Raw genomic sequence first — 24,497 nt, 5'->3', positions numbered from 1 at the left:
CGGGGCTCAGCAGCCCGTGCGCGAGGTGCCCACCGCGATGTCGTCGAACCACAGGGTGTCCGTGGCGCCGCCGTAACTCTCCCAGCCGAACCTGAGGTTGGACAGGGAGGGCCGCCAGCCGCCGCGGGCCAGCCACTGCTGGTCCACGTCCTGCGTCGGGGTGCCGTCCACGATCAGGCCCTCGACGCTCTCGCCGTTCAGCCAGGTCTGGAGCGTTCCGGCGGACGGGTCGAGCTGGAACTCCAGGCAGGACCACTCGCCGACCGGCAGCGGCCGGCTGAGCCCGACGCCCACGGGGCTCTGCGCGGGCAGGGTCGCGTCGTCGGACTCCCGGTTCCATTGCAGGGCCTGGTTCTGGCCGCCCATCCGCAGGTCGCGGCCGTTGTCCGCGGTGTCCTGCATGGCCAGGAAGGCGACGTGGTCGGGCGGCAGCGCCGTCTCGTGGTTGATCCAGAAGCGGACGTAGAGCGGCGAGCCCGCGGGGACCTCGTCGAGGGTGGTGCCGACGAAGGCGTGGTTGCAGTAGCCACCGCCGCCGTCCACCCGGACGGAGCGGCTGCCCTCGTGGGCCACGGACGCGTCCACCGAGGCGGTGCCGGAGCCGGAACAGTCGCGGACCTGCGTGTTCCAGCGGCCCGATGGCGTGGTGCCCGTCTGGCCCTCGAAGTCCTCGCAGAAGCCGTCGGCGGCGCAGGCCGCCTCGGCGCCGGCGGCGGCGCGCGGCTCCCCGGCGGCGGCCGAGACGCCGGCCGCCGAGAGCAGCAGCGCGGCACCGGCCGCCAGCGGGACGCGCCACCGGCGCGCACGGGCAGGGGAAGAACTCATGGGTTGCCTCCAGAGGTGTGGGGGGACGGCAGCGGCTCCCAGCCGACCCTTGGGAGCGCTCCCATTCCTGGCGACCATAGCGGCCGGGCCGCCCGAGGACCAGAGCCCGTCCGGCCGCTGGTGCGGCGCTCCCCCACGCAACGGCCGGTGCGCCGCCGGGACGTGGCGGGTGGGCAGGCGGGTGGCCGGCGCCGGGAGGGCCCGGGCGGCGGGTCCGGGCGCGGGCGGCGGGTCCGGTGCCGGGAGCGCACGTGCCGCCCGGCGCGCCGGGGTCTCAGCGCGGTCCCGCGGCGGCCGGGCGCCGCCCGGGGCCTCAGGCCAGGCCGAGCAGTTCGGCGAGCGCGCCGCCGGGCACCCCCTCGCGCAACTCGCCCGGCGCGGTGGCCCGTTCCACGGTGGCGCGGGCGAGCACCGGGTCGCCGTAGGGGGCCTGGGCGGCCGACGCGGAATGCGGCCGGGCGGGGCCGCTGTTCCTCCCTCACACGAGGGGAAGGTCAAGGAGCACCGGGAACGCCGGGGGGCGCGGCGGAGTCCCGGGGAAGCCGAGGGAGAGGGAGGCGCGGCCGTGCTGATCGGGGAGTTGTCCCGCCGTACGGGCGTGAGCGAACGCCTGTTGCGCTACTACGAGGAGCGGGAGCTGATCCGCGCGGAGCGGCGGGCGAACGGCTACCGCGAGTACGGCGAGGAGGCGGAGCAGGCGGTGCGGCGGATCCGGGCGCTGCTGGCGGCCGGGCTCCCGCTGCGGGTGGTGCGGCAGATCCTGCCCTGTTCCTCGGGCGAGGCCGGGCTGCGCCCCTGCCCCGGGGTGCTCGCGAGCCTGCACGGGCAGCTGGCGGTGCTGGAGCGGCGGGCCGCCGAACTGGACGCCGCCCGCCGCCTGTTGCGCCGGACGATCGACGTGACGGAGCGGGCGGCGGACGGCGGAGCGGAATAGGGCGCGCGCCCGGCCTCACGCGCCGCCCGGCGCAGGCTCGCGCACCGGGCGTGCCCCCGGGCCGCCCGGGCCCCTCGCGCCGCCGGGGGCGTCCGCCGGCCGGAGGGCCCGGGGCAGCCGGGGGGCGGGGTCGTCGGTGGCCCAGGCGACGTATCCGTCGGGGCGCAGCAGCAGGGCGGTGGCGGGGATCGCCGGGTGGGGCGCGGCCCGGATCAGGTCGGTGTGCGCCGGGAGGGCGGGCCCGGGGTCGAGGCGCCCGCAGAGGTCGAGCAGCGCCGCGCGCCCCCCGGTCAGGAGGGAGGACAGCCGGGCGGGTCCCCGGGAGGTGCGGAGTTCGGGGTCGGGGACGCGGCCGCCGGTGAGCGGGTGGCGGCCCGGCAGGTCGTAGCGCAGCGAAAGGCCGGACATCAGCCCGGCGAGGTGCCGGTTGGCCTCGGGCAGCCGCAGCAGGTCGCCCAGGAGGTCGCGCAGGGCCGCCACGTCCCCGTCCGGCTCGGGCGCGGCCAGCACCCGCTGGGCGGCGGTGTGGTGCAGCACCGCGGCGGCCACCGGGTGCCGCTCGGCGTGGTAGGTGTCGAGCAGGCCCCGCGGCGCCCGGCCGCGCAGGGTGGCGGCGAGCTTCCAGCCGAGGTTGAACGCGTCCTGCACGCCGAGGTTGAGGCCCTGCCCGCCCAGCGGGGGGTGGATGTGCGCGGCGTCGCCCGCGAACAGCACCCGGCCCTCCCGGTAGCGGGTCAGCTGCCGGGTCGCGTCGGAGAACCGGGAGGCGTTCTCCACCGCGGCCAGGACGGTCTGCTGGCCGTAGACGGCGCGCAGGGCGGCGGCGATCTCGGCCTCGGTGACGGGCGCGTCCCGGTCGCCTGCCGGGCCGCCCGCCGCGTGCGCCTGCCCGAAGGTGAGCCGGTAGCGGTCGCCGCCCGCCGGGAGCAGCATGGCCCAGTAGCCGCCCGCGGACCGGGTCAGGCCGCTGATGTGGCCGGCCTGCCGCGGCACGGTGGCGGAGACGGAGGCGAGCCTGACGTCGGCCAGCACGGCGAGGTAGGTGCCGTCGCGGCCGGGGAAGGGGAGGCCGAGCGCCTTGCGCACCGCGCTGCGCCCCCCGTCGCAGGCCACGAGGTAGCGCCCGCGGACCGGCCCGTGCGGCTCGGCGTGCGCGGTGGCGCCGTCGGCGTCCTGCCGGACGCCGGTCACCGGGTGGCCGCGCAGGATGCGGGCGCCCAGGGTGCGGGCGCGTTCCTCCAGGACCTCCTCGACGATCCCCTGCGGGACCGAGAGGGGGTGGGGGTGCCGGGTGCCGAAGGGGGTGCAGTCCAGCGGCACCGGCAGCATGCCGAAGTGCCCGCCGACGGGTTCGCGCGGCAGGGCCCGCCGGGCCAGGGGCTCCAGCAGGCCGCGCAGTTCGAGCAGTTCGGCGGTGCGCGGCTGGAGCGTGCCGCCCTTGATCCGGTCCATGCGCCGCGGCAGCCGTTCGAGCACCACGGTGTCCACTCCGGCGAGGGCGAGTTCGCAGGCCAGCGTCAGCCCGGTGGGCCCGGCGCCCACGACGATCACCTCGGCCTGCGTTCCCTGCGCCGCCCGCGCGTTCTGCTGGTCCACTCCCCGCTCCCTCCGGAAAACTGCACTTGGACTACATGTATACCAGGTGCAGAAATATCCCGGGAGCAGCAGGCTGCTAGCGTGGGCGCGTGACGGACACGCCGGGGCTGCGCGAGCGCAAGAAGCAGCGCACGCGCACCGCCATCTCCGAGGCGGCGATCGCCCTCTTCCTCGACCGCGGCTTCGACCGGGTCTCCGTGGCGGAGATCGCGGAGGCGGCCGAGGTCTCCAAGCGCACGCTGTTCGCGTACTTCCCGGCGAAGGAGGACCTCGTGGTCCACCGCTTCGCCGACCACGAGACCGAGGCCGCCCGGGTGGTACGGGCCAGGCCGCCGGGCACCGCCCCGCTCGACGCGCTGCGCGCGCACTTCCTCGACGCCCTCGGCCGCCGCGACCCGTTCACCGGCCTCAACGACTCCCCCGCCGTCCGGGACCTCTACCGGATGCTCCTCGCCACCCCGGCGCTGGTGGCCCGCCTGGGGAGGTTCAGGACGGCGGCCGAGCGGGGCCTCGCCGAGGCGCTGTGCGAGACGGCCGACGCCTCCCCGCTCCCCGCCCGCCTGGCCGCGGCCCAACTCGTCGCGGTGCACTGGGTGCTGACCCTGGACAACGCCGAGGCGCTGACGGCGGGCCAGTCCGCGGACGCACGCCACCCCGCGGCCAGGGAGGCGGCAGAACGCGCCTTCGCGCTCCTCGCCCGGGGCCTGGGCGACCTCTCCTGAGCGCCGCCGGGGCCGCGGCCGGGGTGCACCGGGGGGCTCGCGGGGGGGCTCGCGGGGACGGCGGCGCCCCGGGCTAGGCTGCCCGGATGGTGCGCATACCGGAGGAGTTCGCGCGGCTCACCGTGGACCGGGAGGGCGAGCCCGGCAGGCGGTGGCTCGCGGGACTGGCCGGAATCGTCGAGGAGTTGACCGCCCGCTGGCGCTGCGCCCCCGAGGGGGAGGCGACGCACGGGCAGGTCGGCCTCGTGCAGCCGGTGCGGTGCGAGGACGGCGCCGCGGCCGTGCTGAAGGTGTCCTTCCCGCACCCGGGAAACGTCCACGAGCCCGACGCCTTCGCGGCCTGGGCGGGGCGCGGCGCGGTGCGGCTCCTGGCGCGGGACGGCGCGCGCTTCGCGATGCTGCTGGAACGCGCCGGCCGCGAGTCGCTGGCCGAGGTGCCCGACGTGGAGGAGGCGGTCGCGGCGGCCGGGCTGCTCGCCAGGCGGCTGGCGATCCCCGCCCCGCCCGGCCTGCCCAGGCTGCGGGACGGGGTGGCGCGGTGGGCCGCCGAACTGCGCGCCGACGCCGCACGCCTGGAGCGGCCGCTGCCCCCGCGCGTCCTGGACGCCGCCCTCGCCACCCTCGCGGAACTGGGCCCCGACCAGCCCGACACGCTGGTGCACGGGGACCTGCACTTCACCAACGTGCTGCGCGGCGACCGGGAGCCGTGGCTGGCCATCGACCCGAAGGGCTGCGCCGGCGACCCGGCCTACGACGGGATCACCCTGCTGCGCAGCCGCTACGAGGACCTCCTCGCGGCATCCGACCCGCGCGCCGCCCTGCTGCGCCGGCTCGCGGTCTTCGCCGAGGCCGCGGAGATCGACCGGGAGCGGGCGCGCCGCTGGGCCCAGGCCAGGGCGGTGACGGCCGCGCTGTGGGAGCGGGCGCACGGCGGCGACCGCTTCCGGGTGGAGGCCACCGACCTGCTGGCCTCGGCGCTGCTGTGAACTCGGCCGCATGGACCGGGAGTTGTGCGGCAGGGGCCCGGGCACCCGCGTTCCCGGCCGGGCGGGGGACCGGCGCGCCCCGGCCGGAAAATCGGGCTGCCGGGCCGGCCTGCCCCGTGCTTCCATGGGCGCCATGGTGTCCGCCGACCGTCTCCTCGCCTTCGCGGCGATGTCGCTGCTGCTGATCGTCGTCCCGGGGCCGAGCGTCCTCTTCGTGATCGGGCGGGCGCTGGCGCAGGGGCGCCGCGTCGCGCTCACCACCGTCGCGGGGAACACGCTGGGCGCCTATGTGCTCGTCATGGCCGTCGCCCTGGGGGTCGGGTCCGTGGTGGAGCGTTCCGTCGCCGTCTTCACGGCACTGAAGCTCGCCGGGGCGGCCTACCTGGTGTACCTCGGCGTCCGGGCGTGGCGGCACCGGGGCGCGCTGCGGGCCGGCTTCGCCGCAGAGGAGGGCGCGGGGGGCGGCCTGCGCACCCTGTGGGAGGGCTTCGCCGTCGGGGTGTCGAACCCCAAGACGATGGTGTTCTTCGCCGCCGCGCTGCCTCAGTTCGTCGACCGGGACCAGGGGCATGTGGTGGCCCAGATGCTGCTGCTCGGGCTCGTCTTCAACGTCATCGCGGCGCTCTCCGACAGCGTGTGGGGGCTGGCCGCGGCCACCGCGCGCGAGTGGTTCGCCCGCTCCCCGCGGCGGCTCTCCCTGGTCGGCGGGGCCGGTGGCCTCACGATGATCGGCCTGGGCGTGACCGTGGCGGCGACCGGCCGCAGCGAGTGAACGCGACGGCCTTCGACACCCCCTTCGACGAGGCCGAGCGGCGGGCCTGGGCGGGCCGGGCCGCGGCCTACGCCGGCAGCTTCGCGCGGTTGTGCGCCCATACGGTGCCGTGGCTTCTCGACGTGGCAGAGGTGCGGGAGGGCACGCGGCTCCTGGACGTGGGGACCGGCCCCGGCGGCGTGGCCGTGGCCGCCTGCGGGCGCGGGGCGCGGGTGACCGCGGTGGACGCCGAACCCGGCATGGCGGAACTCGCCGCGCGGGCGGCCCCCGCGGCGGCGGTGCTGCGTGCGGCCCTGCCCCGGCTTCCCTTCGCCGACGGCGCCTTCGACGCCGTGGTGGGCAACTTCGTGCTGAACCACGTCGGGCGGCCCCGGGCGGCCCTCGGCGAACTGCGCCGGGTGACCCGCCCGGGCGGACGGGTGGCGGTCACCGTCTGGGCCTCCCCCGGCGGCGCAGGGCAGGCGCTGCTGGGGCGGGCCGTGGCGGCGGCAGGCGTCGCGCGCCCGGCGCATCTGCCCACCCTCGCGCCCGAGGAGGACTTCCCCCGCACGCCGCAGGGGCTGACCGGCCTGCTGAACGAGGCCCGCCTGACCGGGGCGGCCTGCGAGCTCGTCGGCTGGGATCACCGGACGACCCGCGAGGAGTGGTGGAGCGGCCCGGCCGCCGGGGTGGCGACCGTCGGGCAGATCCTGGCCGGCGCGCCCGCCGCCGCCGTCGCCCGCATCCGGGCCGCATTCGAGGCGCTGAGCGAGGAGTTCACCGCCCGGGACGGCACCCTCGCGCTGCCTCACGTCGCGCTGCTCGCCTGGGGCACGGCCTGAGCCCACCCCACGCGCCCCGGCGTACGCCCAGCTCCCGCGCCCCGGGGTACGCCCTGCTCCCGCGTCCGGGCACGCGCCCCCTCCGCGCGGCACGCCCCCGCGAACGCGCCCGCGCGCACGCGCGCCCGGGCGTCTCGCGGTCAGACCACCTCGCCGCCGACGCCGGAGCGGCCCGCGGGGACGCCGACGATCTCCACGACCGCCCGCCGCCCGGCCTGCTCGCCGAAGACCTTCGCCAGGGCCTCGGTGATCGCGGCGATCAGGCGGGCGGGGGCGTTCTCGACCTCGGGATGGCGAAGCGCCCCCTCGCGCATGTGCAGCGTGACGAACGGCGCGTTCTCCCCGGTCGGCAGGCCGCCGACGCCGAGGCGGCCCTCCGGGACGCCGAACACGTCCACGGCGGCCACCGGGCGGGCCCAGTCGCCGAACACCGAGACCACGGCCTCGGTCAGTTCCCCGATGAGCGCGGGCACGGTCGCCTCGTCGAGCGCCTTCTCCTGGATGCGTGCGCTGAAGTGCGGCACGGGACTCCCCTCTCCTCCTGCTGCTCTTCTCTGCTGGCTACGATGAAGAGCCCATTCACCTTTATCGGCAAAACATCTTTGACAGCAAAGTCTCTTTGATCGCAAAGGTAAGTGAGGGCGGGCGTGATGTCAACGCGGGAACCGGGCGGGCGGGACGGCGGGAGGGCGCCGGGGCCGACCGTGGAGGATGCCGTCAGGGCGCTGCTCCTGCTCATGCCCCGCATCGTCGGGCGGGCGAAGCGGATCAGGGTGCCCGGGGAACTCGACTCGCTCGCGCTGGCCCCCCGGCACCTGTCCCTGCTGTCCTACCTGCTCGTGGACGGGCCGATGACCGTGAACGGCCTGGCCGAGCGCCTTGAGGTCGCCCCGACGACGGTGAGCCTGATGGTCGGCGAACTCAGCAGGAAGGGCGTACTCGAACGCCGCGAGGACGAGTCCGACCGGCGGCGCCGCATCGTCAGCATCACCGAGGAGAAGCGGCCCGCCATCGCCGCCTGGCTGGCCCCGGGCGCCGCCGCCTGGCGCCGGGCCCTCGGACCGCTGACGCCGGAGCAGCGGCGGATGTTCGTGGACACGCTGCTCGCCTACGAGGCCGCCGTCGCGGAGGAACGGGATTCCCAATGAGCAGCCGAGTCGTCGTGGGGGCCGGGCGGCAAATCCTGCGCAGCCACGGACGGCAGAGGACTGAAAGCCACACCCGGGCCCCCTGGGTGAGCCAACCCTACGAATGGCTCGCTCATCCCGATCAACAAGGTAGGGAGGACTGAGCGGCCGGGATCGCCCGTCCCGGCGGCTCAGCCGGGGAGCCGGTCCAGGAAGCCGGCGATCAGCGGGGCGATGGCCGGGAGGTGATCCTCCAGGGCGAAGTGGCCGGTCGCGAAGAGGTGGAGTTCCGCGTCCGGCAGGTCGCGCAGGTAGGCGCGGGCGCCGGGTTCGAGGAAAGGGGTCTCCGGTGCCCCAGACGATCAGCGCCGGCGGGCGGTGCCGGCGCAGCCACGCCTGCCAGTCCGGATAGGCCGCGATGTTGTTCCGGTAGTCCCGGAACAGCGCCAGCTGGGCGCGCTGCCGCCCCGGCCGCTCCAGGAACCACTGGTCGAGCAGCCAGCCCTCGGGGGCGACGAGCGCGGGGTCGGCGGTGCCGGTCTCGTACTGGGCGCGGGTGGCGTCCGGGGTGAGCAGGTCGAGCACCGCCCGCTCGGCCCCCGGGCCGTCGCCGGCGAGCACGGTGCGCGCGTCGGCCGAGAGCCCCTCCTCGTAGGCGTTGCCGTTCTGCACGATCAGGCCGGTGACGCGCTCCGGGTGGCGCAGGGCGAGGCGGAAGCCGACGGGGGCGCCGAAGTCGAAGACGTAGAGCGCGTACCGGCGCAGCCCCAGGCGGTCGGTGAAGCCCTCGACGACGTCGGCGAGCCCGTCGAAGGTGTGGACGAAGCCCTCGGGGGCGCGGGTGTGCCCGAAGCCGGGGTAGTCGGGGGCGAGGAGCCGGTAGCGCCGGCCGAGGGCGTCCATCAGGCGGCGGAACTGGTGTGAGGCCGAGGGAAAGCCGTGCAGGAGCAGCAGGACGGGGGCGTCCGCGCGATCCGGCAGGGACTCCCGGTAGAAGACCTCCACCCCCTCGACGGTGACGCGGCGGTGAGCGGTGACCGCGGGAAGGGCCACGGCGGATTCGGTGCCGGCCGACATTGTCACATGCTTCCTAGGCGAGAAGATGCATTAGTCATAACCCGGGGCAGCTAACGTGTCAATCACCACAGGTAGCATTAGTCGGCGTGGAGGAGCGTGAACCGCTGACTGGCGAGCCCCTGGCCCTGGACCTGATCAACACCCGTCCGGCGGAGGCCGGCGGCCGCGCCGACCTGATCGGCACCCCGGCGCTGCTGGCCGCGTGGCTGTCCCTGGAGGAGGACCGGCTGCCCGCGGAGATCCGGGGCGCCACGCCGGGACCGGGCGACCTCGCGGCGGTCCACGCGGTGCGCGCGGACGCCGAGGCGGCGGTGCGCGCCCTGCTGGCGGGGAACGCGCCGCCGGCCCCGGCCCTGCGCGGCCTGACCTCCGCCCAGCGCGAGGCGCCCGCGATCCGCGAACTCGCCTGGGACGGAAGGGCGGTGACGGCCACCGCGCGGCGCACGGGTCCCCTGGGCACGGTGCTGGCGGCGGTGTTCGCCGAGGCCACGGCCGACCTGCTGGCCGGTCCCGGCGCCGCGCGGGTCAGGGAGTGCGCGGCCGGGGACTGCGTGCTGCTGTTCCTGCCCGCCCACCCGCGGCGCCGGTGGTGCTCGGCCGCGCGATGCGGCAACCGCGCCCGCGTGGCCCGCTACTACCGGCGGCACCGGCCCGCGCCCACCGGCGGGGACCCCCGGGCCTGAGGGGGGCGGGCCCGCCGGGGGCGGCGCGGCTCAGGTGGAGTCGCGGATCACCAGGCGGCAGGGCAGGCGGCGGACGCCGGGCCGGGCGCGGCCCTCGATCGCCTCCAGCAGGGACATCGCGGCGACGCGGCCGAGTTCGCCCAGTTCCATGTCCACGGTGGTCAGCGGCGGGCGGCAGGCCGTGGACATGACGTCCCAGTTGTCGAAGCCGACGAGGGCGATGTCGCCGGGGACGTCGACCCCCATCTCGCGCAGGCCGTCGGCCGCGCCCCTGGCGATCTGGTCGCTGCCGCAGAACAGCGCGTCGCAGCGCGGCTCGGCGTGCAGCACGTGCCGCACGGCCTGCCTCCCCCAGGGCTCGTTCCACTCGCCGAACATGACCTCCCCGCCGGCCGGGCGCAGCCCCGCCTCGGCGAGGGTCTCCCGGAAGGCGGCGGCGCGCACCTGCGCGGAGTGGTGCCTGGCCGGGCCCGTGATGTGCGCGATGCGGGTGCGCCCGGCCGCGATGAGGTGGCGCACCCCCTCCCGGGCGCCCTGCCACTCGTCCGGCACCACCGACACGTCCCGCGGGTCCTCGGAGGGGGCCATGGCGTAGACGACGGGCACGTCGAGGAACTGCCGCAACGGGGGACGGCTGTCGGTGCGGCGCCCGGTGACGATGATGCCGTCCACCCGCCGGGAGGCCAGGGCCGACAGGTGGTGGCGCTCCCGGATGGCGTCGCCCCTGGTGTCGCACAGGAAGACGGAGATCTCCCCGGCACCCAGCGCGTCCTCGGCGCCGAGCAGCACCGGGAGGCTGAAGCGGCCCACGTGGTCGGTGGTGAGCAGGCCGACGGTGAAGCTGCGCCCGCTGAGCAGGCTGCGCGCCATCTCGTTGGGCCGGAAGCCGAGTTGCCGCGCCGCGTCGGCCACCCGGGCACGGGTCTCCTGGCGGAGCTTGCCCCGGTTGTTCAGGGCCTTGGATGCGGTGCCGACGGACACCCCGGCGAGCGCCGCGACGTCCGCGATCGTCACCCGGGCCTGGCGCCCGCCCCTGCCCCTGGCACGCTCCCGGCCCGCCTCCTCCGCCCCGCCGGGCGCTTCCGGGGCCTTTGACCCCGCGCGGCCGGCCGGCCCGGCGTCCCGGCCCGCGTCACGCCCGGCATCCGGCGCGGGCGCGGGCGCCGGCCCGGCTCCCGGCCCTGACTCGGTGACTTCCGGCTTGGACAAACCTTTTCCTCATCCCACCCGCTCACCACGCTCCCCGGCATCCGTGCTCCCGGGTCCCGTGCGCGGCGAACGCGCCGCTGAACGTGGAACGATCATACTCCACCCGTGCACACCCCTTGACCTGCCGCTTGAGCCGGGCCTAGATTCCAGGCGAACCACGAAGGCAACCGTTTTCCTCATTTGCCTTCGAGGCGAGCCGAGCAGCAGAGCCGCGCCCGCCTCGGCGCCCTCCCCCGCACACCCAAGGACCACCCAGGGAGCCCCCTTCATGCCCCGCACGCCCCACCGCACCACCTCCGCCCCCGGCCCGCTCGTGGCGACCGGCGCGGCCGGCCTGGCCCTGCGCCCGGCCGCGCACGCCACGATCACCGGCGGGCTGTGGGCCGCCCGCCGATCGGTGAACGCCGCGACGAGCATCCCCGGCGGCTACGACCGCCTGGCCGAGGCGGGCAACCTGCACAACCTGCGCCTGGCCGCCCGCGCCGCCAGGCGGGGCGCCGCGGACGGCCCCGGGGACGGCCGGGCAGAGGGTTCGGCGGGCGGCCCGGCGGACGCGGCCGAAGCGCCCGGCCCCGCCGACTACGTCAACGACCTGCCGTTCCTCGACTCCGACGTGCACAAGTGGCTGGAGGCGGTGGCCTGGCAGCTGGGCGACCCGGACACGGACGACGCCGAGGCCGAGCGGCTCACCGCCCGTTCCGCCGAGGTGATCGGACTGCTCGCCGAGGCCCAGGAGGAGGGCGGCTACCTGCAGTCCTACTACCAGGTGGTGCGCCCCGAGCGCCGCTGGCAGGAGCTGAACTGGGGCCACGAGCTGTACTGCGCCGGGCACCTCATCCAGGCCGCCGTCGCCGACGCGCGGGCCACGGGCCGCACCGAACTCCTCGGCATCGCCCGGCGGTTCGCCGACCACATCGACTCCGTCTTCGGCCGCGGCGAGGGCCGGATCGACGGCGTCTGCGGGCACCCCGAGATCGAGACCGCGCTCGTGGAGCTCTACCGCTGCACCGGCGAGCGGCGTTACCTCGACCTGGCCCGCTACTTCGTCGACCGCCGGGGCCACGGCCTGCTGCCGCCCGGCGGCTTCGGCAACCGCTACTGGCAGGACCACGCCCCGATCACCGAGGCCACGGAGGTCGCCGGGCACGCCGTCCGCCAGCTGTACCTCCTGGCCGGCGCCGCCGACGTGGCGGCCGAGACCGGGGACGGGGAACTCCTCGCCGCCTGCGAGCGGCTGTGGGAGGACATGGCCGCGAGCAAGTCGTACCTCACCGGCGGGCTCGGCTCCCGGCACACCGACGAGGCGTTCGGCGACGCGTACGAGCTGCCGTCGGAACGTGCCTACACGGAGACCTGCGCGGCGATCGCCGCGGTCATGCTCAGCTGGCGGCTGCTGCTGGCCACCGGCCGCGCCCGCTACGCCGACCACATGGAGCGGGTGCTCCTCAACGGCTTCCTCTCCGGGGTCTCCCTGGACGGGGAGCACTACTCCTACGTCAACCCGCTGCAGGTGCGCGACCGTTACGTGCCACGCAGCGGGGACCGCGGGGCCTTCCGCACCCGCTGGTTCCACTGCGCCTGCTGCCCGCCGAACGTCATGCGGCTGCTCGCCTCGCTGCCGCACTACCTGGCGGCGGGCGACGCCGAGGGCCTGGTCCTGCACCAGTACGCCACCGGGAGCTTCGGCCTGGCGGACGGCCCGGCCGTCGAGGTGAGCACCGACTACCCCTGGCGCGGCCTGGTCCGCGTCACGGTGACCGGCACCCCGGGCGAGGGCGGCGCGTGGACGCTGACCCTGCGCGTCCCGGAGTGGGCGGCCGGGCGCTGGCGGGCGAGCGTGGCGGGCGAGCCGGTGGACGCGGCGGCGGAGCGGGACGGCTGGCTGCGCCTCCGGCGCGCCTGGCGGCCGGGCGAGGTGGTGGAACTCGACCTCGGGGAGGCGCTGGCGCCGCGGCTGACCAGCCCCCCGCCGCGCGCCGACGCGCTCCGCGGCTGCCTGGCCATCGAGCGCGGCCCGCTGGTGTACTGCGTGGAACGCGCCGGGCACCCGGAGGGCACCGCCCTGGACGACCTGCGCCTGGACCCGGGGGCGCCGCTGCGCGAGAGCGAGGAGCCAGGGCTGCTGGGCGGGATCGTCGCGGTGCACGCCGAGGGCGAGCTGCGGCCGCCCGCCCCGGGCGGCGGCTGGTGGCCCTACCGCCCCGCGGGCGCCCCCGCGGCCGGCGCGGGAGAGGCACGCACGTTCACCGCCGTCCCCTACCACCTGTGGGGGCACCGGGAGCACGGCCCGATGCGGGTGTGGCTCCCGGTGGCGGGCGGGCCCGGTGAGCGGCCGGCAGCGGCGGACGGGCGCGAGCGGTGAGCCGGGGGCCGCGCCGCCCACCGCGCCGCCGGGGTATACGGGCGCTGCTGGCGCTCGTGATCTGCGCCGTCCTGACCGCGACCGCGGCCGGCTGCGGCGGGGACGGCGGGCGGGCGGGCGGCCCCGTGACGCTCAGCATGTGGGCGCGTTCCGACCAGGCGGGCTTCATGGACACGGTGGTGGAGGCCTTCAACCGGGAGCACCCGGACGTGCGGGTGGAGCTGACGCTGCTGCCCTCGGGGAACTACGTGCAGAAGCTCGGCGTGGCCGTCGCCAGCGGCGCGGGCCCCGACCTGGCCTCCATCGACCTCGTGTACGTGCCCTTCTTCGCGTCCTCGGGCGTGCTCGCGGACATCACCGACCGCGCCGCCGGCCTGGCCGAGCTCGGCCGGCTCAGCCGCACCCACCTGGACCAGGGGCTGTACGAAAACCGGCGCTACGCCCTGCCGTTCACCGGGGACGCCTCGGTGATGTTCTACAACAAGGACCTGTTCCGCCGGGCCGGGCTCGATCCCGAGCGGCCGCCGGGCACCTGGGAGGAGTTCCTCGACGCGGCGCGGCGGATCAGCGGGCTCGGCGAGGACTACCACGGCTACCACTTCTCCGGCCGGTGCGGCGGCTGCAACATCTTCACCCTGGCGCCGTTCGTCTGGGCGGCCGGCGGCCAGGTCGTGGAGGGCGAGGCGGGGGCGGAGCGCCCGGTGGTCGGCGAGGACCCGGCCGTGGCGCAGGCCCTGGAGCTGTACCGGACGATGTGGCGGGAGGGGCTGATGACCCCGCAGTCCGCGGCGGACACCGGGGCGCAGGCGCTGACCCTGTTCGGCGGCGGGCGGGTGGGGATGTACGCGACGGGCTCCTTCGCGGTGGACGAGATCCACACCACCTACCCGGACCTGGACTTCGGGGTCACGCCCATTCCCGGTCCCGAGGGCGGCGGCTCCTCCTTCGCCGGGGGCGACGACATCGCGATCACCAGCGACTCGGACCACCAGGACGCCGCCTGGACGTTCCTGAGCTGGGCGGTGAGCCCGCGGACGCAGCAGATGATCTCCGAGTCCGGCCCGGTGCCGGTGCACACCGACGTCGCGCTCGGGGCGTACAGCGAACGCGGCCCGGAGTACGCGGCGCTGGCGCAGGCGCTGGTGAACGGGCGCACGGTGCGCAGCGTGCAGGAGAACGCGCTGTTCAACGCCGGCACCTCGCCGTGGGCGACCATGATCGCGCAGAGCGTGTTCGGGGAGGACCCGGACAGCGTCGCGCACGCGGTCGCGCAGGCACAGGACGACATGGCCAACATCCTGTCCCGCGGCTGAGCGCGGGAGTGGACGCAGGGAGACGACGCGATGACTGCCATTTCCCAAGGCCCGGGCGCCGCCGGCGTGGGCCGCCCGCGCCGGGCGCGCCGCGGCGCGTGGGCCAGGGGCGGGCCGGCCAGGGGCGGGCTGGCCAGGAGGCGCTCCCTGACCGGCCTGCTGCTGATCAGCCCGGCCCTGCTGCTGGTCGCGGTGTTCTTCCTGGCCCCGCTGTGCCTGACGGTGTGGATGTCCCTGCACACGTGGCCGCTGCTCGGCAGCCCGGAGTGGACCGGCCTCGACAACTATCTGGCGATCCCGGGCGACCGCACCTTCCGCAACGCGCTGGACTACACCGTGCTCTACACGGTGATCATCACGCCGCTGCTGCTCGTCACCGGCCTCGGCCTTGCGTACCTGGTGCGGGACCGGCGGCGCGGGGTGGGGCTCTTCCGGACCGTGTGGTTCCTGCCGTACGTCTTCGGCTTCGCCTCGGCGGCCTACCTGTTCCTGTGGCTCTTCGACTCCTCGGTGGGCTTCGTGGACCGGGTGCTGGTGGACCTGCACCTGAGCGACGCGCCCGTCCAGTGGATGAACGCGGCGGACAGCGCCACCACCGCCGTGCTGGCGATGGTCGTGTGGAAGGTCGTCGGCTTCCAGATGCTGCTGCTGATGGCGGGGCTCCAGTCCATCCCCGACGAGGTCAACGAGGCGGCCCTGATGGACGGTTCGGGCCGCTGGTCCACGCTGTTGCGGATCACGCTGCCGCTGCTGCGGCGCCACATCGCGCTGGTGCTGGTCTTCTCGGTGTCGGGTTCGATGCTGGCGTTCGAGCAGTTCTACATCATGACCGGCGGCGGACCTGGCAACGAGACCCTCACCGTCGTGCAGTGGATCTACAACAGTTCCTTCGCGAACTTCCAGCTCGGCTACGGCTCCGCGCTGTCCGTGCTGCTCCTCGCGCTGCTGATGGCGATCAACGGCGTCCAGCTCTACCTCCTCCGCGAACGCGACTGATCGGGAGAACTCATGTCCGCCACCGCGCTGAACACCACGGCCCGAGGCCGGCGCAGCCGAGGGGAAGGCACGCCGGGAGACGGGGAGAGCACAGGGGGAGGCGGCACCGGGGGGCGGGGCGGGCCCGGGCGGCGCGCGGGCGCGGGCCGGGGCCGGATGCCCGCCTGGGCCTGGTGGACGGTCTGCTCGCTGATCGCCGTCATGTTCCTGCTGCCGCTGGTCGCGCTGCTCGTCACCGTCGTCAAGACCCCGCAGGCCGCGGCCGCAAGTCCGCCCGCCTACCTGCCCCACGGCATCTCCACGGAGAACTTCGAGGCGCTGGCCGACAGCCGCGAGGGCCTGTGGCGTTACGTGTGGAACTCGCTGCTGGTCTCCCTGGGCACCGTGCTGCTGACCGTGACCGTCAGCACGCTCGCCGGGTACGGCTTCGCCCGCTTCCGCTTCCCGCTGCGCAGCGCGCTGTTCGGGACGGTGCTGCTGTGCATGATGATCCCGTTCCAGGCGATCCTGACGCCGCTGTACATGGTCCTGCGCTTCCTGCACCTGCAGAACTCGCTGATCGGCCTCGTCTTCGTCTACGCGACCTTCCAGCTGCCGATCTCGGTGTTCCTCATGCGCAACTCCTTCGAGCAGATACCCAGGGCGCTGCCGGAGTCGGCGCAGATCGACGGCTGTTCCACCCTCTCCTCGCTGTGGCGGGTGCTGCTGCCGGTCGTGCGCCCGGGGGCGGTGTCGGTGGCGCTCTTCGCGTTCTTCTCGGCGTGGAACGAGTTCCTGGCCGCGCTCGTCCTGCTGTCGGACGAGGCGAAGTTCACCCTGCCGATCTTCCTGACGGTGCTGGCCTCGGGGCAGCTGGGCACCATCGACTGGGGCGTGCTGGAGGCGGGCGTGCTGGTGACCATGGTGCCCTGCGCGGTCATCTTTCTGATCCTGCAACGCTATTACGTACGCGGCCTGGTCGCGGGCTCGGTGAAGTGAGGGGCGCCGGGCCGCGGTGAGGTGAGGGGCGCCGGCCGCCCGCGGGCCCGGGGCGCGCCGCCCGCGCGGGCGCCCTTCGGGCCGGGGGTGCCGCCCGGGCCGGGGCAGGTGAGGGGGCCGCGGGCGGGGGTCAGCCGGGCTGCTGCTCTCGCGGGCCCGTCCGGCCCGCCGCGATCCGCTCCAGCAGCGCGGGCAGCGCCCGGCCGATCGGCTCGCGGATCACCTCGTCCGCCAAGTCGTCGTACGGGGTCGGCTCGGCGTTGACGATGATCAGCCGGGCGCCGTGGCCGGCCGCCAGCGGGGCGAGCGAGGCGGCGGGCTGCACCTGGAGGCTGGTCCCCACGGCGATGAGGATGTCGCAGGCCCGGGCGACGGCGAGGGCCTGCCCGAGCACCTCGGGGTCGAGCCGCTCGCCGAACATCACGGTCGCCGACTTCAGGATGCCCCCGCAGTGCGCGCACGCCGGGTCGGGCTCCCCCGCCGCCACCCTGGCCAGCGCCTCGGCCATGGGGGAACGCGCCCCGCAGCCGGTGCACACCACGGAGCGCGCGGAGCCGTGGAGTTCCAGCACCTTGCGCTCCGGCAGCCCGGCGGCCTGGTGCAGCCCGTCCACGTTCTGCGTGACGACCCGCACCGGAATCCCGGACCTCGCCAGCCGGGCCACGGCCGCGTGCGCCGCGTTGGGCTCGGCCCGCAGCGCGGGGCTGTCGCGCCGCATCAGCCAGGAGCGGCGGCGGATCTCCGGGTCGTTCATGTAGCACTCGTAGGTCACCAGCTTTTCGGCCTCGGGATCGCGCCGCCACAGGCCGTTCGGCCCCCGGTAGTCGGGCACCCCGGAGTCCGTGGAGACGCCGGCGCCGCTGAGGATCGCCACCAGCGGGCGGCGGGCCCCCTCCTGTGTCGTCATGGGAAGAGGGTAGGCGCCGCCGCCCCGCCCGGCGGCCCCTGGGACGCCCGGCCGGTGGGGCGGCCCCGCCCGGTGAGACGTCCCCCCTCGTCCGATGTCGTACGAAAAGCGTATGCTCCGGCGCATGTTCACCACCCGGCCCACCCTGCAGGGCACCTTCGGCATGGTCTCCAGCACCCACTGGCTCGCCTCGCAGTCGGCGATGGCGATGCTGGAACGGGGCGGCAACGCCTACGACGCGGCCACGGCGGCGGCCTTCGTGCTGCACGTCGTGGAGCCACACCTCAACGGGCCCGGCGGGGACGTGCCCATGATCATCGCCCCGGCCGGCGGGCAGGTCCGGGTGCTGTGCGGGCAGGGCCCGGCCCCCGCCGGGGCCACCATCGACCACTACACCTCGCTCGGGCTCGAACTGGTTCCCGGCACCGGGCCGCTGGCCGCCGTGGTCCCCGGCGCGTTCGACGCCTGGCTGCTGCTGCTGCGCGACCACGGCACCAAGGAGCTGACCGAGGTCCTCGACGCGGCGATCGGCTACGCCGAGGGCGGCCACCCGGCCGTGGAGGGGATCGGGCGCAGCGTCGGCGTGGTGCGCGAGCTGTTCGAGACCGAGTGGACCTCATCCGCCGAGATCTACCTCTCCGGCGGTCAGCCCCCCGCCCCCGGCGGCCTGCTGCGCAACCCCGCGCTCGCCGCGACCTGGCGGCGGCTGCTGCGGGAGGTCTCCGCCGCGGCCCCCGGGCCCGGCGGGCGGGAGGCGCGGATCGAGGCGGCCAGGCGGGTGTGGCGGGAGGGCTTCATCGGCGAGGCCATCGCCCGGCACGCCGCGACCCCCGCGATGGACTCCTCGGGCGAGCGGCACGCCGGGGTGCTGACCGGGGACGACCTGGTGAACTGGTCGGCGGGCTACGAGGAGCCCGTCCGCTACGACTGGCGCGGCTGGACCGTGTGCAAGGCGGGCCCCTGGAGCCAGGGCCCGGTCCTGCCGCAGCAACTCGCGCTGCTCGACGCGGGAATCGACGCCGCCGACCTGGGCACCCCCGCGTACCTGCACGCGCTGATCGAGGGCGGAAAGCTGGCGCTCGCCGACCGCGAGGCCTGGTACGGCGACGCGGCCGAGGTCCCGGTGGACGTGCTGCTCTCCCCCGAGTACAACGCCGAACGCCGCGCGCTGATCGGCGAGACGGCCTCGCACGAGCTGCGGCCCGGCCGCCCCGGGGGGCGCGAGCCGCGGCTGAGCACGCACGCCGGGAAGCGCGACCACGCCGCCCTGCCGCAGGACCTCGTCGGCTCGGGCGAGCCGACGGTCGCGTTCAACGGCGAGACCAGGGGCGACACCTGCCACGTGGACGTGGTGGACCGCTGGGGCAACATGATCAGCGCCACGCCGAGCGGCGGCTGGCTCCAGTCGAGCCCGGTGATACCGGGGCTCGGCTTCCCGCTCGGCACGCGGCTGCAGATGACCTGGCTGGAGGAGGGCCTGCCGACCTCGCTGACGCCGGGCCGCCGCCCGCGCACCACGCTGAGCCCCTCGCTGGCGCTGCGGGACGGCGAGGCGGTGCTCGCCTTCGGCACCCCGGGCGGCGACCAGCAGGACCAGTGGCAGCTGCACTTCTTCGTGGCCGCGGTGCTGCGTTCCCCGGTGCGCGGCGCGCTCGACCTCCAGGGCGCGATCGACGCCCCGAACTGGCACCACGACAACCATCCCTCCTCCTTCTATCCGCGCGAGAGCCGGCCGGGCAGCGTCACCGTGGAGTCGCGGATCGGCGAGGCGGCCGTCGAGGAGCTGCGGCGCCGTGGCCACGAGGTGACGGTGGCCGGGCCCTGGACCGAGGGCCGCCTGTGTGCGGTGGCCCGCGACCCGGAGACCGGCGTGCTGGCCGCCGCCGCCAACCCCAGGGGGATGCAGGGGTACGCCGTCGGCCGCTGACCCACGCGGAGCCCACGCCCCGGCCCGGCAACCTCGCGGCCGGAACCGGGGCGTGGGCCGGCCCCGGACTCCGGGCCGGTGGCCCCGGGAGGCCGGGCGGGCCGGGCGGGCCGGGGAGTTCACGCCGCGGGGCTCGGGACCCGGCCCGGCGCCGGGGAGTCGTCCCTTGGCCCGGCCGAGGGCGCGCGGAAGGGGCGCGCGGAAGCGGCGCCGAGGGGGCATCGGCACGTACGGAGAAGTACGGAGGAGACGTCCGGGAGGCGCCGCGAAGGCGCCGCGAAGGCGCCGCGAAGGCACCGCGAAGGCACCGCGAAGGCGTCGCGGATCGGTGGAGGACCGGTGGGCGGCCGGTGCGGGGGCCGCGGGCGAGGGCCGGAAATCGGCGCCGTGAAAACTCGCCGTAGCCAACCGGAAACACGTCTCGTAACACGGCTTGGCTTCAGTAGCGGCCATGGCAGATGTGCCCATGCTCCCGCGGGATGTCACGGCCGGGACGGCCGCCTTCGCGGCGGGACTGCGCGCCGTCGTGGCGGGCCTGGATCCGGCGGTGGGCTGGTACGGGGCCTTCGCCGGCCGGGAGTCGGAGGGGCTGGCGGCGTGGCTCGCCGGGCGGGAGCTGCCGCCCTGGGACGTGGTCGCCGACCTGGTGGGGGACCTGGCCATGGCGCGGGGTCAGGAGGCGGCCGAAGAGGCCGCGGGACGACTCAGGCAGGCGTACGAGGCGGTGACGCGCGCCCAGGATGCGCTGCCGGGCGCGGGCGCGGCGCTCGCGGCGCGGCTGGCCGGGCTCGACCGTGCCGCCCTGGCGGCCCGGGCGCGGCGGGAGGAACTGGCCGCGGCGCGGCGGGAGGCGCTGCGCGCCGGCCGGGCCGCCGCGGCCGGGCGGCTGGCCGCGCTGGGCGAGTGGGCCGGGGACGACGAGGCGCGTTGCGCGGCCAGGCAGGCCGAACTGCGGTCCAGGCTGGCCGCCTTACCCCCGGCGCACGGGCCGCGACAGCGCCCGGCCGCACGCCTCGGGGCCGGGCGGGAGGCCCACCCGGCGGGCGGGGAGGCGGTCCTCCCGGCGGGCGGGCAGACGGCCGGGGGCCGGGAGCCGGCGCGGGCGGACGCCGGCCAGGCCCGGCCGCAGGCCGACGGCACGCCGGAGGCGGCGGGCGCGCCGGAGGCGGCGGATGCGCGGGAGGGGGCGGGTGCGGCCGGGCATGCGCGGGCGCGGGGGGACGGCGGCCCGCGCGAGAGGACCGGCGCGCGGCAGGCGGGCGCCTTCCGGGAGCGGGCCGGGGCGCGGCGGGCGGGCGCCGCCGCGGGGGCGGCCGGGCCGGAGCAGGGGGCCGCCGCGGAGCACGGGTCCGAGGGGGCGGCCCCTCCCCAGGCGCGACGGCGGCCCCGCGGGGCGAGGTTCGCCGGCCTCGCCACGGCCGCCGAGGATGCCGCGCCGGCCGGCAACGCCGAGGCACACCGCGCCGGCGCGGCCGGCGAGCCCGGCGGGAGCGGGGAGGCGGCGGACCCCGGGGCGGCCGGGCCGCGGGCCGCCGCGGCGCCCACGGCCGCCCCGCCGCCCGGGCGGGTGCCCCCGCCGAGCGGCTCGCGGTTCGCCGGGGCGCTGCGGGCGGACGCCCCGCGGCGCCGGGAGCGTTCCGAACGCCGGGAGCGCGGGCGGCAGTCCGCCGAGGAGCACGAGCGGGCCGCCGCGGAGACGGCGCTGCGGCTGCGGCGGCTCCGCGCGGAGGGCAGCAGCGCCGCGGCGCACGTCCTGCTGTCCGAGGCGGCAGGTGGCCCCGCCGCGCGCCTGCCCCTGCTCGCGGCGGCGCTCGAACGCCACGGGCTGGCCGCGGACGTGGCGACGCTGCTGTGGGAGGCGGCCTCCCTGCCGCCGGGCGAACTGGCCGCCGCGGCCGAGGCGCTGGCGGCGGCCGGTCGCGCCGCGGACTGCGGGCGGCTGCTGCGGCAGGGCGCCGCACGCCCCGCGGCCGAGGCCGGGCTGATCGCCGCGCGCCTGTGCTCGGCCGGGCGCAGGGAGGAGGCGGTCACGCTGCTCTCCTCGCTGGTGCGCGCCCGGGGCGCGGAAGAGGCGGCGCGCGCCGCGGCGCAGGACCCCCGGGCGGTGGCCCCCGTCCTCCTGGACGCCGCGCGCCGGGTGTCGCCGCGCCACCACTACGCGGTGACCAGCGAGCTGCGCCGGGCCGGGGTGGCGACCTGAGGAGGCCGCCAGCGCCCGGCCCGGGCGCGGGCGGCGGGGGCCGCCACGGCCGTCGCGGGGGCGCGTGCTTCGATGGGGAGGTGATCGACGAGGAGCTGCTGGCGGGGGCGGAGGCGGCCGTGCGCGAGGCCGCCGCGACGGACATCATGCCGCGGGGGCGGCGGCTGGCCGAGGGCGAGGTGGCGGTCAAGACCGCCCCGCACGACCTGGTCACCGTGGCCGACCGCGAGGCGGAGCGGCGGCTCACGCACGCCCTGCGGGAACTGCTGCCCGGCTCGGTGGTGGTCGGCGAGGAGGCGGTGCACGAGGACCCGGCGGTCTACGGCGCCCTGGGCGGTGACGCGCCGGTGTGGATCGTGGACCCGATCGACGGCACGCGCCCCTTCGTCCGCGGCGAGACCGGCTTCTGCACGCTCGTGGCCCTGGCGCACCGCGGCGAGCTGCTCGCCTCCTGGACCCACGCCCCGGCCCTCGGCCAGCTGGCCCACGCCGGGCGCGGCGCCGGCGCCTTCCTCAACGGCGAGCGGCTGCAGGCCGGTTCGCCTCCCGAGGGCCGGGTGCTCAAGGTGGCCTGCTCCCACCCCGACTACACCACGCCCGCCCAGAAGCGGGCCCTGTCCGCCCTGTGGACGGAGGGCGTGGCGCCCCGGCCCTGCGGCGCGGCCGGCCTCGAGTACCTGGCGGTGGCCGCGGGCCGGCTGGACGCCACCGCCTTCACCTGGGAGAACTCCTGGGACCATGCGGCAGGGCTGCTGCTGGTCGAGGAGGCGGGCGGCGCCCACCTCACCTCGTCAGGCGTGCCCTTCCGCATAGCCGGGGGCAACGCCCTTCCCTTCACCGCCGCCCGCGACGCGCGCACCGCCCACCGCGTCCTGTCCCTCCTCACCGCGGGCGCCCGGGGCCCGTCCGGCGGGGCCTGACGAACGGCCGCCGGCCGCCGTGGCCGGGGTTCCGTCCCCGCGCCGGGCGGCCCGGGCCCGGGGCGGCCGGCCCCCGGGGCCTCAGGCCGCGAGCGGGGGCAACGCCATCGGCAGGGGGCACGGCCCGAGGGAGGCCGCCGCGGCCAGTGGCCGTGGCAGGACGGTCCCGACGGCCCGCCGCAGCACGGTCATGGCCTGCGGCCCGCAGCACCGGGCCCGCGCCCAGGCCCAGGCATGGGCGGCGCGGAGGTCGGCGTGGCAGGCCGCCACCGCGGCGTGCACCGCGGCGGCCGTCCGCTCCGCGGTCGGCAGGCCGCCGAAGCCCGGCCCGCCCCACTCGCGGGCGAGCGGCGCCACCTCCCAGCCGTCGAACCTCCCCCCGGCACAGATCAGGCCGGGTCCGTCCTCCAGGACCACGCCGCCCCCGTACTCGCACAGCCAGCCGGGGATGGCCAGGCCGAGCCCGTAGCCGGAGCCCTCGGCCGGCGCGGCGAAGGCGAGGAAGCAGAGGACGAAGAGGCCGAGAACGGCCAGGGCAGCGGAAATCCGGCGTGTCACGACCAGGCCCCCTCATTACCACGTGTGATGGACTGAGCACTTACAGCATCCGCCTCGCGGCGCCCGTCGGCATCCCTCGGAGGGGTGAATGCTGGTCACCAGTTCGCGGGCGAGGGCCGCGCCCGCGGTCGCTGGGCCATTGGGGTCGGCGCTCTGGGCGCGCGGCGCGCCGCTCCCGGCGCCCGTGGCCGCCTTCGTACCGTCCGCTGCTGACACGCACACCGGCCGGGGGGAGAGATGGGGCGAGCAGCATGACGGACGACTTCGTGCTCGACGTGACGCGCATCCGCGACGAGGTCCGCAAGCGCATGGAGGCGGGTCCCGTCACCGGGACCTACGGCCTGGACAAGGAGCGGGTGATCGCCGTGCTCAACGACGTGATCGCCACGGAGGTGGTGTGCTGGCTGCGCTACACCAGGCACGCGATCGCCGCCATCGGCATCGACCGGGCCCAGGTCTCGGCCGAGTTCACCGAGCACGCCAAGGAGGAGATGGACCACGCCCTGCGCGCCGCGGAGCGGGTCTCCCAGCTGGGCGGCGACCCCGACTTCGATCCCAAGACGCTCGAACAGCGCGCGCACACCGACTACACCACCCCGTCGGACGGCGACCTGGACCGGATGCTGAAGGACAACCTCTTCGCCGAGCGCATCGTGATCAGCACCTACCAGGAGATCATCCGCTGGCTCGGCGAGCACGACCCGACCACGCGGCGCGTGATGGAGTCGATCCTCGAAGAGGAGGAGGAGCACGCCGACGACCTGGTCGACCTGCTGGGCATCTGAGGGCCGCCGGGCCGGCCGCGGCCCCCGCGCGCGGCCGGTCCCCGGCGCGGCCGAAGGGCGCGCCGCGCCGCCCGGCAGGGGCTCAGCGCTCGCCGCGCAGATAGCGCAGGAGCACGACCCCGTTCCCGAACGTCCTGGTCCCGGCGGGCACCAGGCTCCGCGGCGCCTGCCCCTCGGGGAACAGGCGCCGGCCCGCGCCCAGCAGCACCGGGTTGACGTACAGGCGGTACTCGTCGATCAGGTCCTGCCGGGCGAACTCGGCCGCCAGGTTCGCGCCGCCGAGCGACAGGTCGCCTGCGGACCGCTCCTTGAGCGCCCTGATCTCCGCGGCGTCCACGGCGTGCGCGACCCTCGCGTTCCACTTCGCCTGCCGCAGGCTCCGGGAGAAGACGATCTTGGGCTTCTCGCGCCAGATCGCGGCGAACTCCGCGACGGCCCCCGCGTTGGCCGGGTCCGCGTCGGCCGTGGGCCAGTAGGCCGCCATCAGCTCGTGGGTGACGCGCCCTTCGAGGAAGGCGCTTGCGGCGGCCAGCTCCTCGTTGAAGTGCCGGTGCAATTCCTCGTCGACCCGGTGCCAGGAGATGTCCCCGTCCCGGCCCTCGAAGAAGCCGTCGAGCGACACCGACATGGACACCACCACCTTGCTCGCCTCGCGCCTCGGGCTCATGGGTGCTCCGTAAGTTGTTGGGCGGCCCGGGAGGGCCGGATGTGGCTTATGGGTCCTTGCCTTCAGTGGCTGACTAGGAGTGGCCGTCCGGCTCTCCGGGGCGCCCTGGCTGCTGATTGAGATGTGCGCGCT

At 76.4% G+C, this 24,497-nt stretch carries 22 protein-coding genes and 1 pseudogene; 15 read left to right on the top strand and 8 right to left on the bottom strand.

Features of this window, described 5'->3' with window-relative positions; all coding sequences use genetic code 11:
- Positions 1-6: 6 nt before the first annotated feature.
- Complete coding sequence (locus D7294_RS28625; protein ID WP_241562689.1) at positions 7-825, bottom strand: polysaccharide lyase; 819 nt, start codon at positions 823-825, stop codon at positions 7-9.
- A gap of 565 nt (positions 826-1,390) precedes the next feature.
- Here D7294_RS28625 and D7294_RS28615 point away from each other — a divergent pair.
- Entirely contained in the window at positions 1,391-1,759 is a 369-nt protein-coding gene (locus tag D7294_RS28615) for a MerR family transcriptional regulator (protein ID WP_120684708.1), read from the top strand.
- A gap of 15 nt (positions 1,760-1,774) precedes the next feature.
- Here the strand turns inward: D7294_RS28615 and D7294_RS28610 are convergent, their stop codons facing one another.
- Positions 1,775-3,424, bottom strand: a complete 1,650-nt coding sequence (locus D7294_RS28610) for an FAD-dependent monooxygenase (protein WP_120684707.1) — start codon at positions 3,422-3,424, stop codon at positions 1,775-1,777.
- Positions 3,425-3,444: 20 nt separating this feature from the next.
- On the opposite strand from D7294_RS28610, the gene D7294_RS28605 reads away from it, so the two are divergent.
- The 4 genes from D7294_RS28605 to D7294_RS28590 all read left to right on the top strand — a co-directional run bounded on the left by D7294_RS28605 (position 3,445) and on the right by D7294_RS28590 (position 6,656).
- On the top strand, positions 3,445-4,077 hold the full coding sequence (locus tag D7294_RS28605; protein ID WP_120684706.1) for a TetR/AcrR family transcriptional regulator: 633 nt from the start codon (positions 3,445-3,447) through the stop codon (positions 4,075-4,077).
- Between the two features lie 86 nt (positions 4,078-4,163).
- Positions 4,164-5,063: an aminoglycoside phosphotransferase family protein gene (locus D7294_RS28600; RefSeq protein WP_120684705.1), complete on the top strand. Its 900-nt coding sequence runs from the start codon at positions 4,164-4,166 to the stop codon at positions 5,061-5,063.
- Positions 5,064-5,196: 133 nt separating this feature from the next.
- Complete coding sequence (locus D7294_RS28595; protein ID WP_120684746.1) at positions 5,197-5,835, top strand: LysE family translocator; 639 nt, start codon at positions 5,197-5,199, stop codon at positions 5,833-5,835.
- A complete protein-coding gene (locus tag D7294_RS28590) occupies positions 5,832-6,656 on the top strand; it encodes a class I SAM-dependent methyltransferase (RefSeq protein WP_120684704.1) in 825 nt (274 codons plus the stop codon). The genes D7294_RS28595 and D7294_RS28590 overlap by 4 nt, the downstream gene beginning before the upstream one ends.
- A 140-nt stretch (positions 6,657-6,796) precedes the next feature.
- Here the strand turns inward: D7294_RS28590 and D7294_RS28585 are convergent, their stop codons facing one another.
- Positions 6,797-7,180 (bottom strand): tautomerase family protein, encoded by a 384-nt coding sequence (locus D7294_RS28585; RefSeq protein WP_120684703.1) that lies wholly within the window; start codon positions 7,178-7,180, stop codon positions 6,797-6,799.
- A gap of 126 nt (positions 7,181-7,306) precedes the next feature.
- Between D7294_RS28585 and D7294_RS28580 the strand changes: the two genes are divergently transcribed.
- On the top strand, positions 7,307-7,804 hold the full coding sequence (locus D7294_RS28580; RefSeq protein ID WP_120684702.1) for a MarR family winged helix-turn-helix transcriptional regulator: 498 nt from the start codon (positions 7,307-7,309) through the stop codon (positions 7,802-7,804).
- Between the two features lie 170 nt (positions 7,805-7,974).
- Here the strand turns inward: D7294_RS28580 and D7294_RS28575 are convergent.
- A pseudogene (locus D7294_RS28575) lies at positions 7,975-8,860 on the bottom strand (alpha/beta fold hydrolase).
- A gap of 86 nt (positions 8,861-8,946) precedes the next feature.
- On the opposite strand from D7294_RS28575, the gene D7294_RS28570 reads away from it, so the two are divergent.
- Positions 8,947-9,543 (top strand): CGNR zinc finger domain-containing protein, encoded by a 597-nt coding sequence (locus D7294_RS28570; RefSeq protein ID WP_120684701.1) that lies wholly within the window; start codon positions 8,947-8,949, stop codon positions 9,541-9,543.
- 30 nt (positions 9,544-9,573) lie between these two features.
- Here the strand turns inward: D7294_RS28570 and D7294_RS28565 are convergent, their stop codons facing one another.
- Positions 9,574-10,557, bottom strand: coding sequence for a LacI family DNA-binding transcriptional regulator (locus tag D7294_RS28565; RefSeq protein ID WP_120684700.1), 984 nt, complete (start codon positions 10,555-10,557; stop codon positions 9,574-9,576).
- Between the two features lie 463 nt (positions 10,558-11,020).
- Here D7294_RS28565 and D7294_RS28560 point away from each other — a divergent pair, with 463 nt between their 5' ends.
- The 4 genes from D7294_RS28560 (at position 11,021) to D7294_RS28545 (ending at position 16,401) form a co-directional block, all read left to right on the top strand.
- Entirely contained in the window at positions 11,021-13,114 is a 2,094-nt protein-coding gene (locus tag D7294_RS28560; protein ID WP_120684699.1) for a glycoside hydrolase family 127 protein, read from the top strand.
- 56 nt (positions 13,115-13,170) lie between these two features.
- Positions 13,171-14,427, top strand: coding sequence for an ABC transporter substrate-binding protein (locus tag D7294_RS28555; protein ID WP_120684698.1), 1,257 nt, complete (start codon positions 13,171-13,173; stop codon positions 14,425-14,427).
- A 30-nt stretch (positions 14,428-14,457) separates the two neighbouring features.
- Positions 14,458-15,423, top strand: a complete 966-nt coding sequence (locus D7294_RS28550) for a carbohydrate ABC transporter permease (protein ID WP_241562687.1) — start codon at positions 14,458-14,460, stop codon at positions 15,421-15,423.
- A 156-nt stretch (positions 15,424-15,579) separates the two neighbouring features.
- Complete coding sequence (locus D7294_RS28545; RefSeq protein WP_120684697.1) at positions 15,580-16,401, top strand: carbohydrate ABC transporter permease; 822 nt, start codon at positions 15,580-15,582, stop codon at positions 16,399-16,401.
- Positions 16,402-16,531: 130 nt separating this feature from the next.
- Here the strand turns inward: D7294_RS28545 and D7294_RS28540 are convergent, their stop codons facing one another.
- Positions 16,532-17,308, bottom strand: coding sequence for an SIR2 family NAD-dependent protein deacylase (locus D7294_RS28540; protein ID WP_120684696.1), 777 nt, complete (start codon positions 17,306-17,308; stop codon positions 16,532-16,534).
- A gap of 124 nt (positions 17,309-17,432) precedes the next feature.
- Here D7294_RS28540 and D7294_RS28535 point away from each other — a divergent pair, with 124 nt between their 5' ends.
- From D7294_RS28535 to D7294_RS28525, 3 genes are all read left to right on the top strand, one after another.
- Positions 17,433-19,235, top strand: coding sequence for a gamma-glutamyltransferase family protein (locus D7294_RS28535; RefSeq protein WP_120684744.1), 1,803 nt, complete (start codon positions 17,433-17,435; stop codon positions 19,233-19,235).
- Between the two features lie 451 nt (positions 19,236-19,686).
- Entirely contained in the window at positions 19,687-21,435 is a 1,749-nt protein-coding gene (locus tag D7294_RS28530) for a hypothetical protein (RefSeq protein ID WP_147450928.1), read from the top strand.
- A gap of 80 nt (positions 21,436-21,515) precedes the next feature.
- Complete coding sequence (locus D7294_RS28525) at positions 21,516-22,355, top strand: inositol monophosphatase family protein (RefSeq protein ID WP_120684694.1); 840 nt, start codon at positions 21,516-21,518, stop codon at positions 22,353-22,355.
- An 81-nt stretch (positions 22,356-22,436) separates the two neighbouring features.
- On the opposite strand, the gene D7294_RS28520 is transcribed toward D7294_RS28525, so the two are convergent.
- Positions 22,437-22,913 carry a hypothetical protein gene (locus tag D7294_RS28520; protein ID WP_120684693.1) on the bottom strand — a complete coding sequence of 159 codons (477 nt, stop codon included), beginning with the start codon at positions 22,911-22,913 and terminating at the stop codon, positions 22,437-22,439.
- Positions 22,914-23,164: 251 nt separating this feature from the next.
- On the opposite strand from D7294_RS28520, the gene D7294_RS28515 reads away from it, so the two are divergent.
- Positions 23,165-23,698, top strand: coding sequence for a ferritin-like domain-containing protein (locus D7294_RS28515; RefSeq protein WP_120684692.1), 534 nt, complete (start codon positions 23,165-23,167; stop codon positions 23,696-23,698).
- An 82-nt stretch (positions 23,699-23,780) separates the two neighbouring features.
- On the opposite strand, the gene D7294_RS28510 is transcribed toward D7294_RS28515, so the two are convergent.
- Positions 23,781-24,365: a dihydrofolate reductase family protein gene (locus D7294_RS28510; RefSeq protein ID WP_120684691.1), complete on the bottom strand. Its 585-nt coding sequence runs from the start codon at positions 24,363-24,365 to the stop codon at positions 23,781-23,783.
- Between the last annotated feature and the right edge of the window lie 132 nt (positions 24,366-24,497).

Origin of the sequence: Streptomyces hoynatensis, assembly GCF_003626535.1 — a bacterium.
Classification (GTDB): Bacteria; Actinomycetota; Actinomycetes; order Streptomycetales; family Streptomycetaceae; genus Streptomyces; species Streptomyces hoynatensis.
Note: the sequence above shows the minus strand (reverse complement) of the source record. Positions and strands in the feature narration are given on the sequence as shown.

Bases quoted from the DNA above. Each gene is read 5' to 3' on its own strand.
- D7294_RS28595 (WP_120684746.1), top strand. From the start codon at position 5,197: ATGGTGTCCGCCGACCGTCTCCTCGCCTTCGCGGCGATGTCGCTGCTG.
- D7294_RS28540 (WP_120684696.1), bottom strand. From the start codon at position 17,308: ATGACGACACAGGAGGGGGCCCGCCGCCCGCTGGTGGCGATCCTCAGC.
- D7294_RS28510 (WP_120684691.1), bottom strand. From the start codon at position 24,365: ATGAGCCCGAGGCGCGAGGCGAGCAAGGTGGTGGTGTCCATGTCGGTG.
- D7294_RS28550 (WP_241562687.1), top strand. From the start codon at position 14,458: ATGACTGCCATTTCCCAAGGCCCGGGCGCCGCCGGCGTGGGCCGCCCG.
- D7294_RS28545 (WP_120684697.1), top strand. From the start codon at position 15,580: ATGCCCGCCTGGGCCTGGTGGACGGTCTGCTCGCTGATCGCCGTCATG.
- D7294_RS28560 (WP_120684699.1), top strand. From the start codon at position 11,021: ATGCCCCGCACGCCCCACCGCACCACCTCCGCCCCCGGCCCGCTCGTG.
- D7294_RS28625 (WP_241562689.1), bottom strand. From the start codon at position 825: ATGAGTTCTTCCCCTGCCCGTGCGCGCCGGTGGCGCGTCCCGCTGGCG.
- D7294_RS28580 (WP_120684702.1), top strand. From the start codon at position 7,307: ATGTCAACGCGGGAACCGGGCGGGCGGGACGGCGGGAGGGCGCCGGGG.
- D7294_RS28600 (WP_120684705.1), top strand. From the start codon at position 4,164: ATGGTGCGCATACCGGAGGAGTTCGCGCGGCTCACCGTGGACCGGGAG.
- D7294_RS28530 (WP_147450928.1), top strand. From the start codon at position 19,687: ATGGCAGATGTGCCCATGCTCCCGCGGGATGTCACGGCCGGGACGGCC.
- D7294_RS28535 (WP_120684744.1), top strand. From the start codon at position 17,433: ATGTTCACCACCCGGCCCACCCTGCAGGGCACCTTCGGCATGGTCTCC.
- D7294_RS28515 (WP_120684692.1), top strand. From the start codon at position 23,165: ATGACGGACGACTTCGTGCTCGACGTGACGCGCATCCGCGACGAGGTC.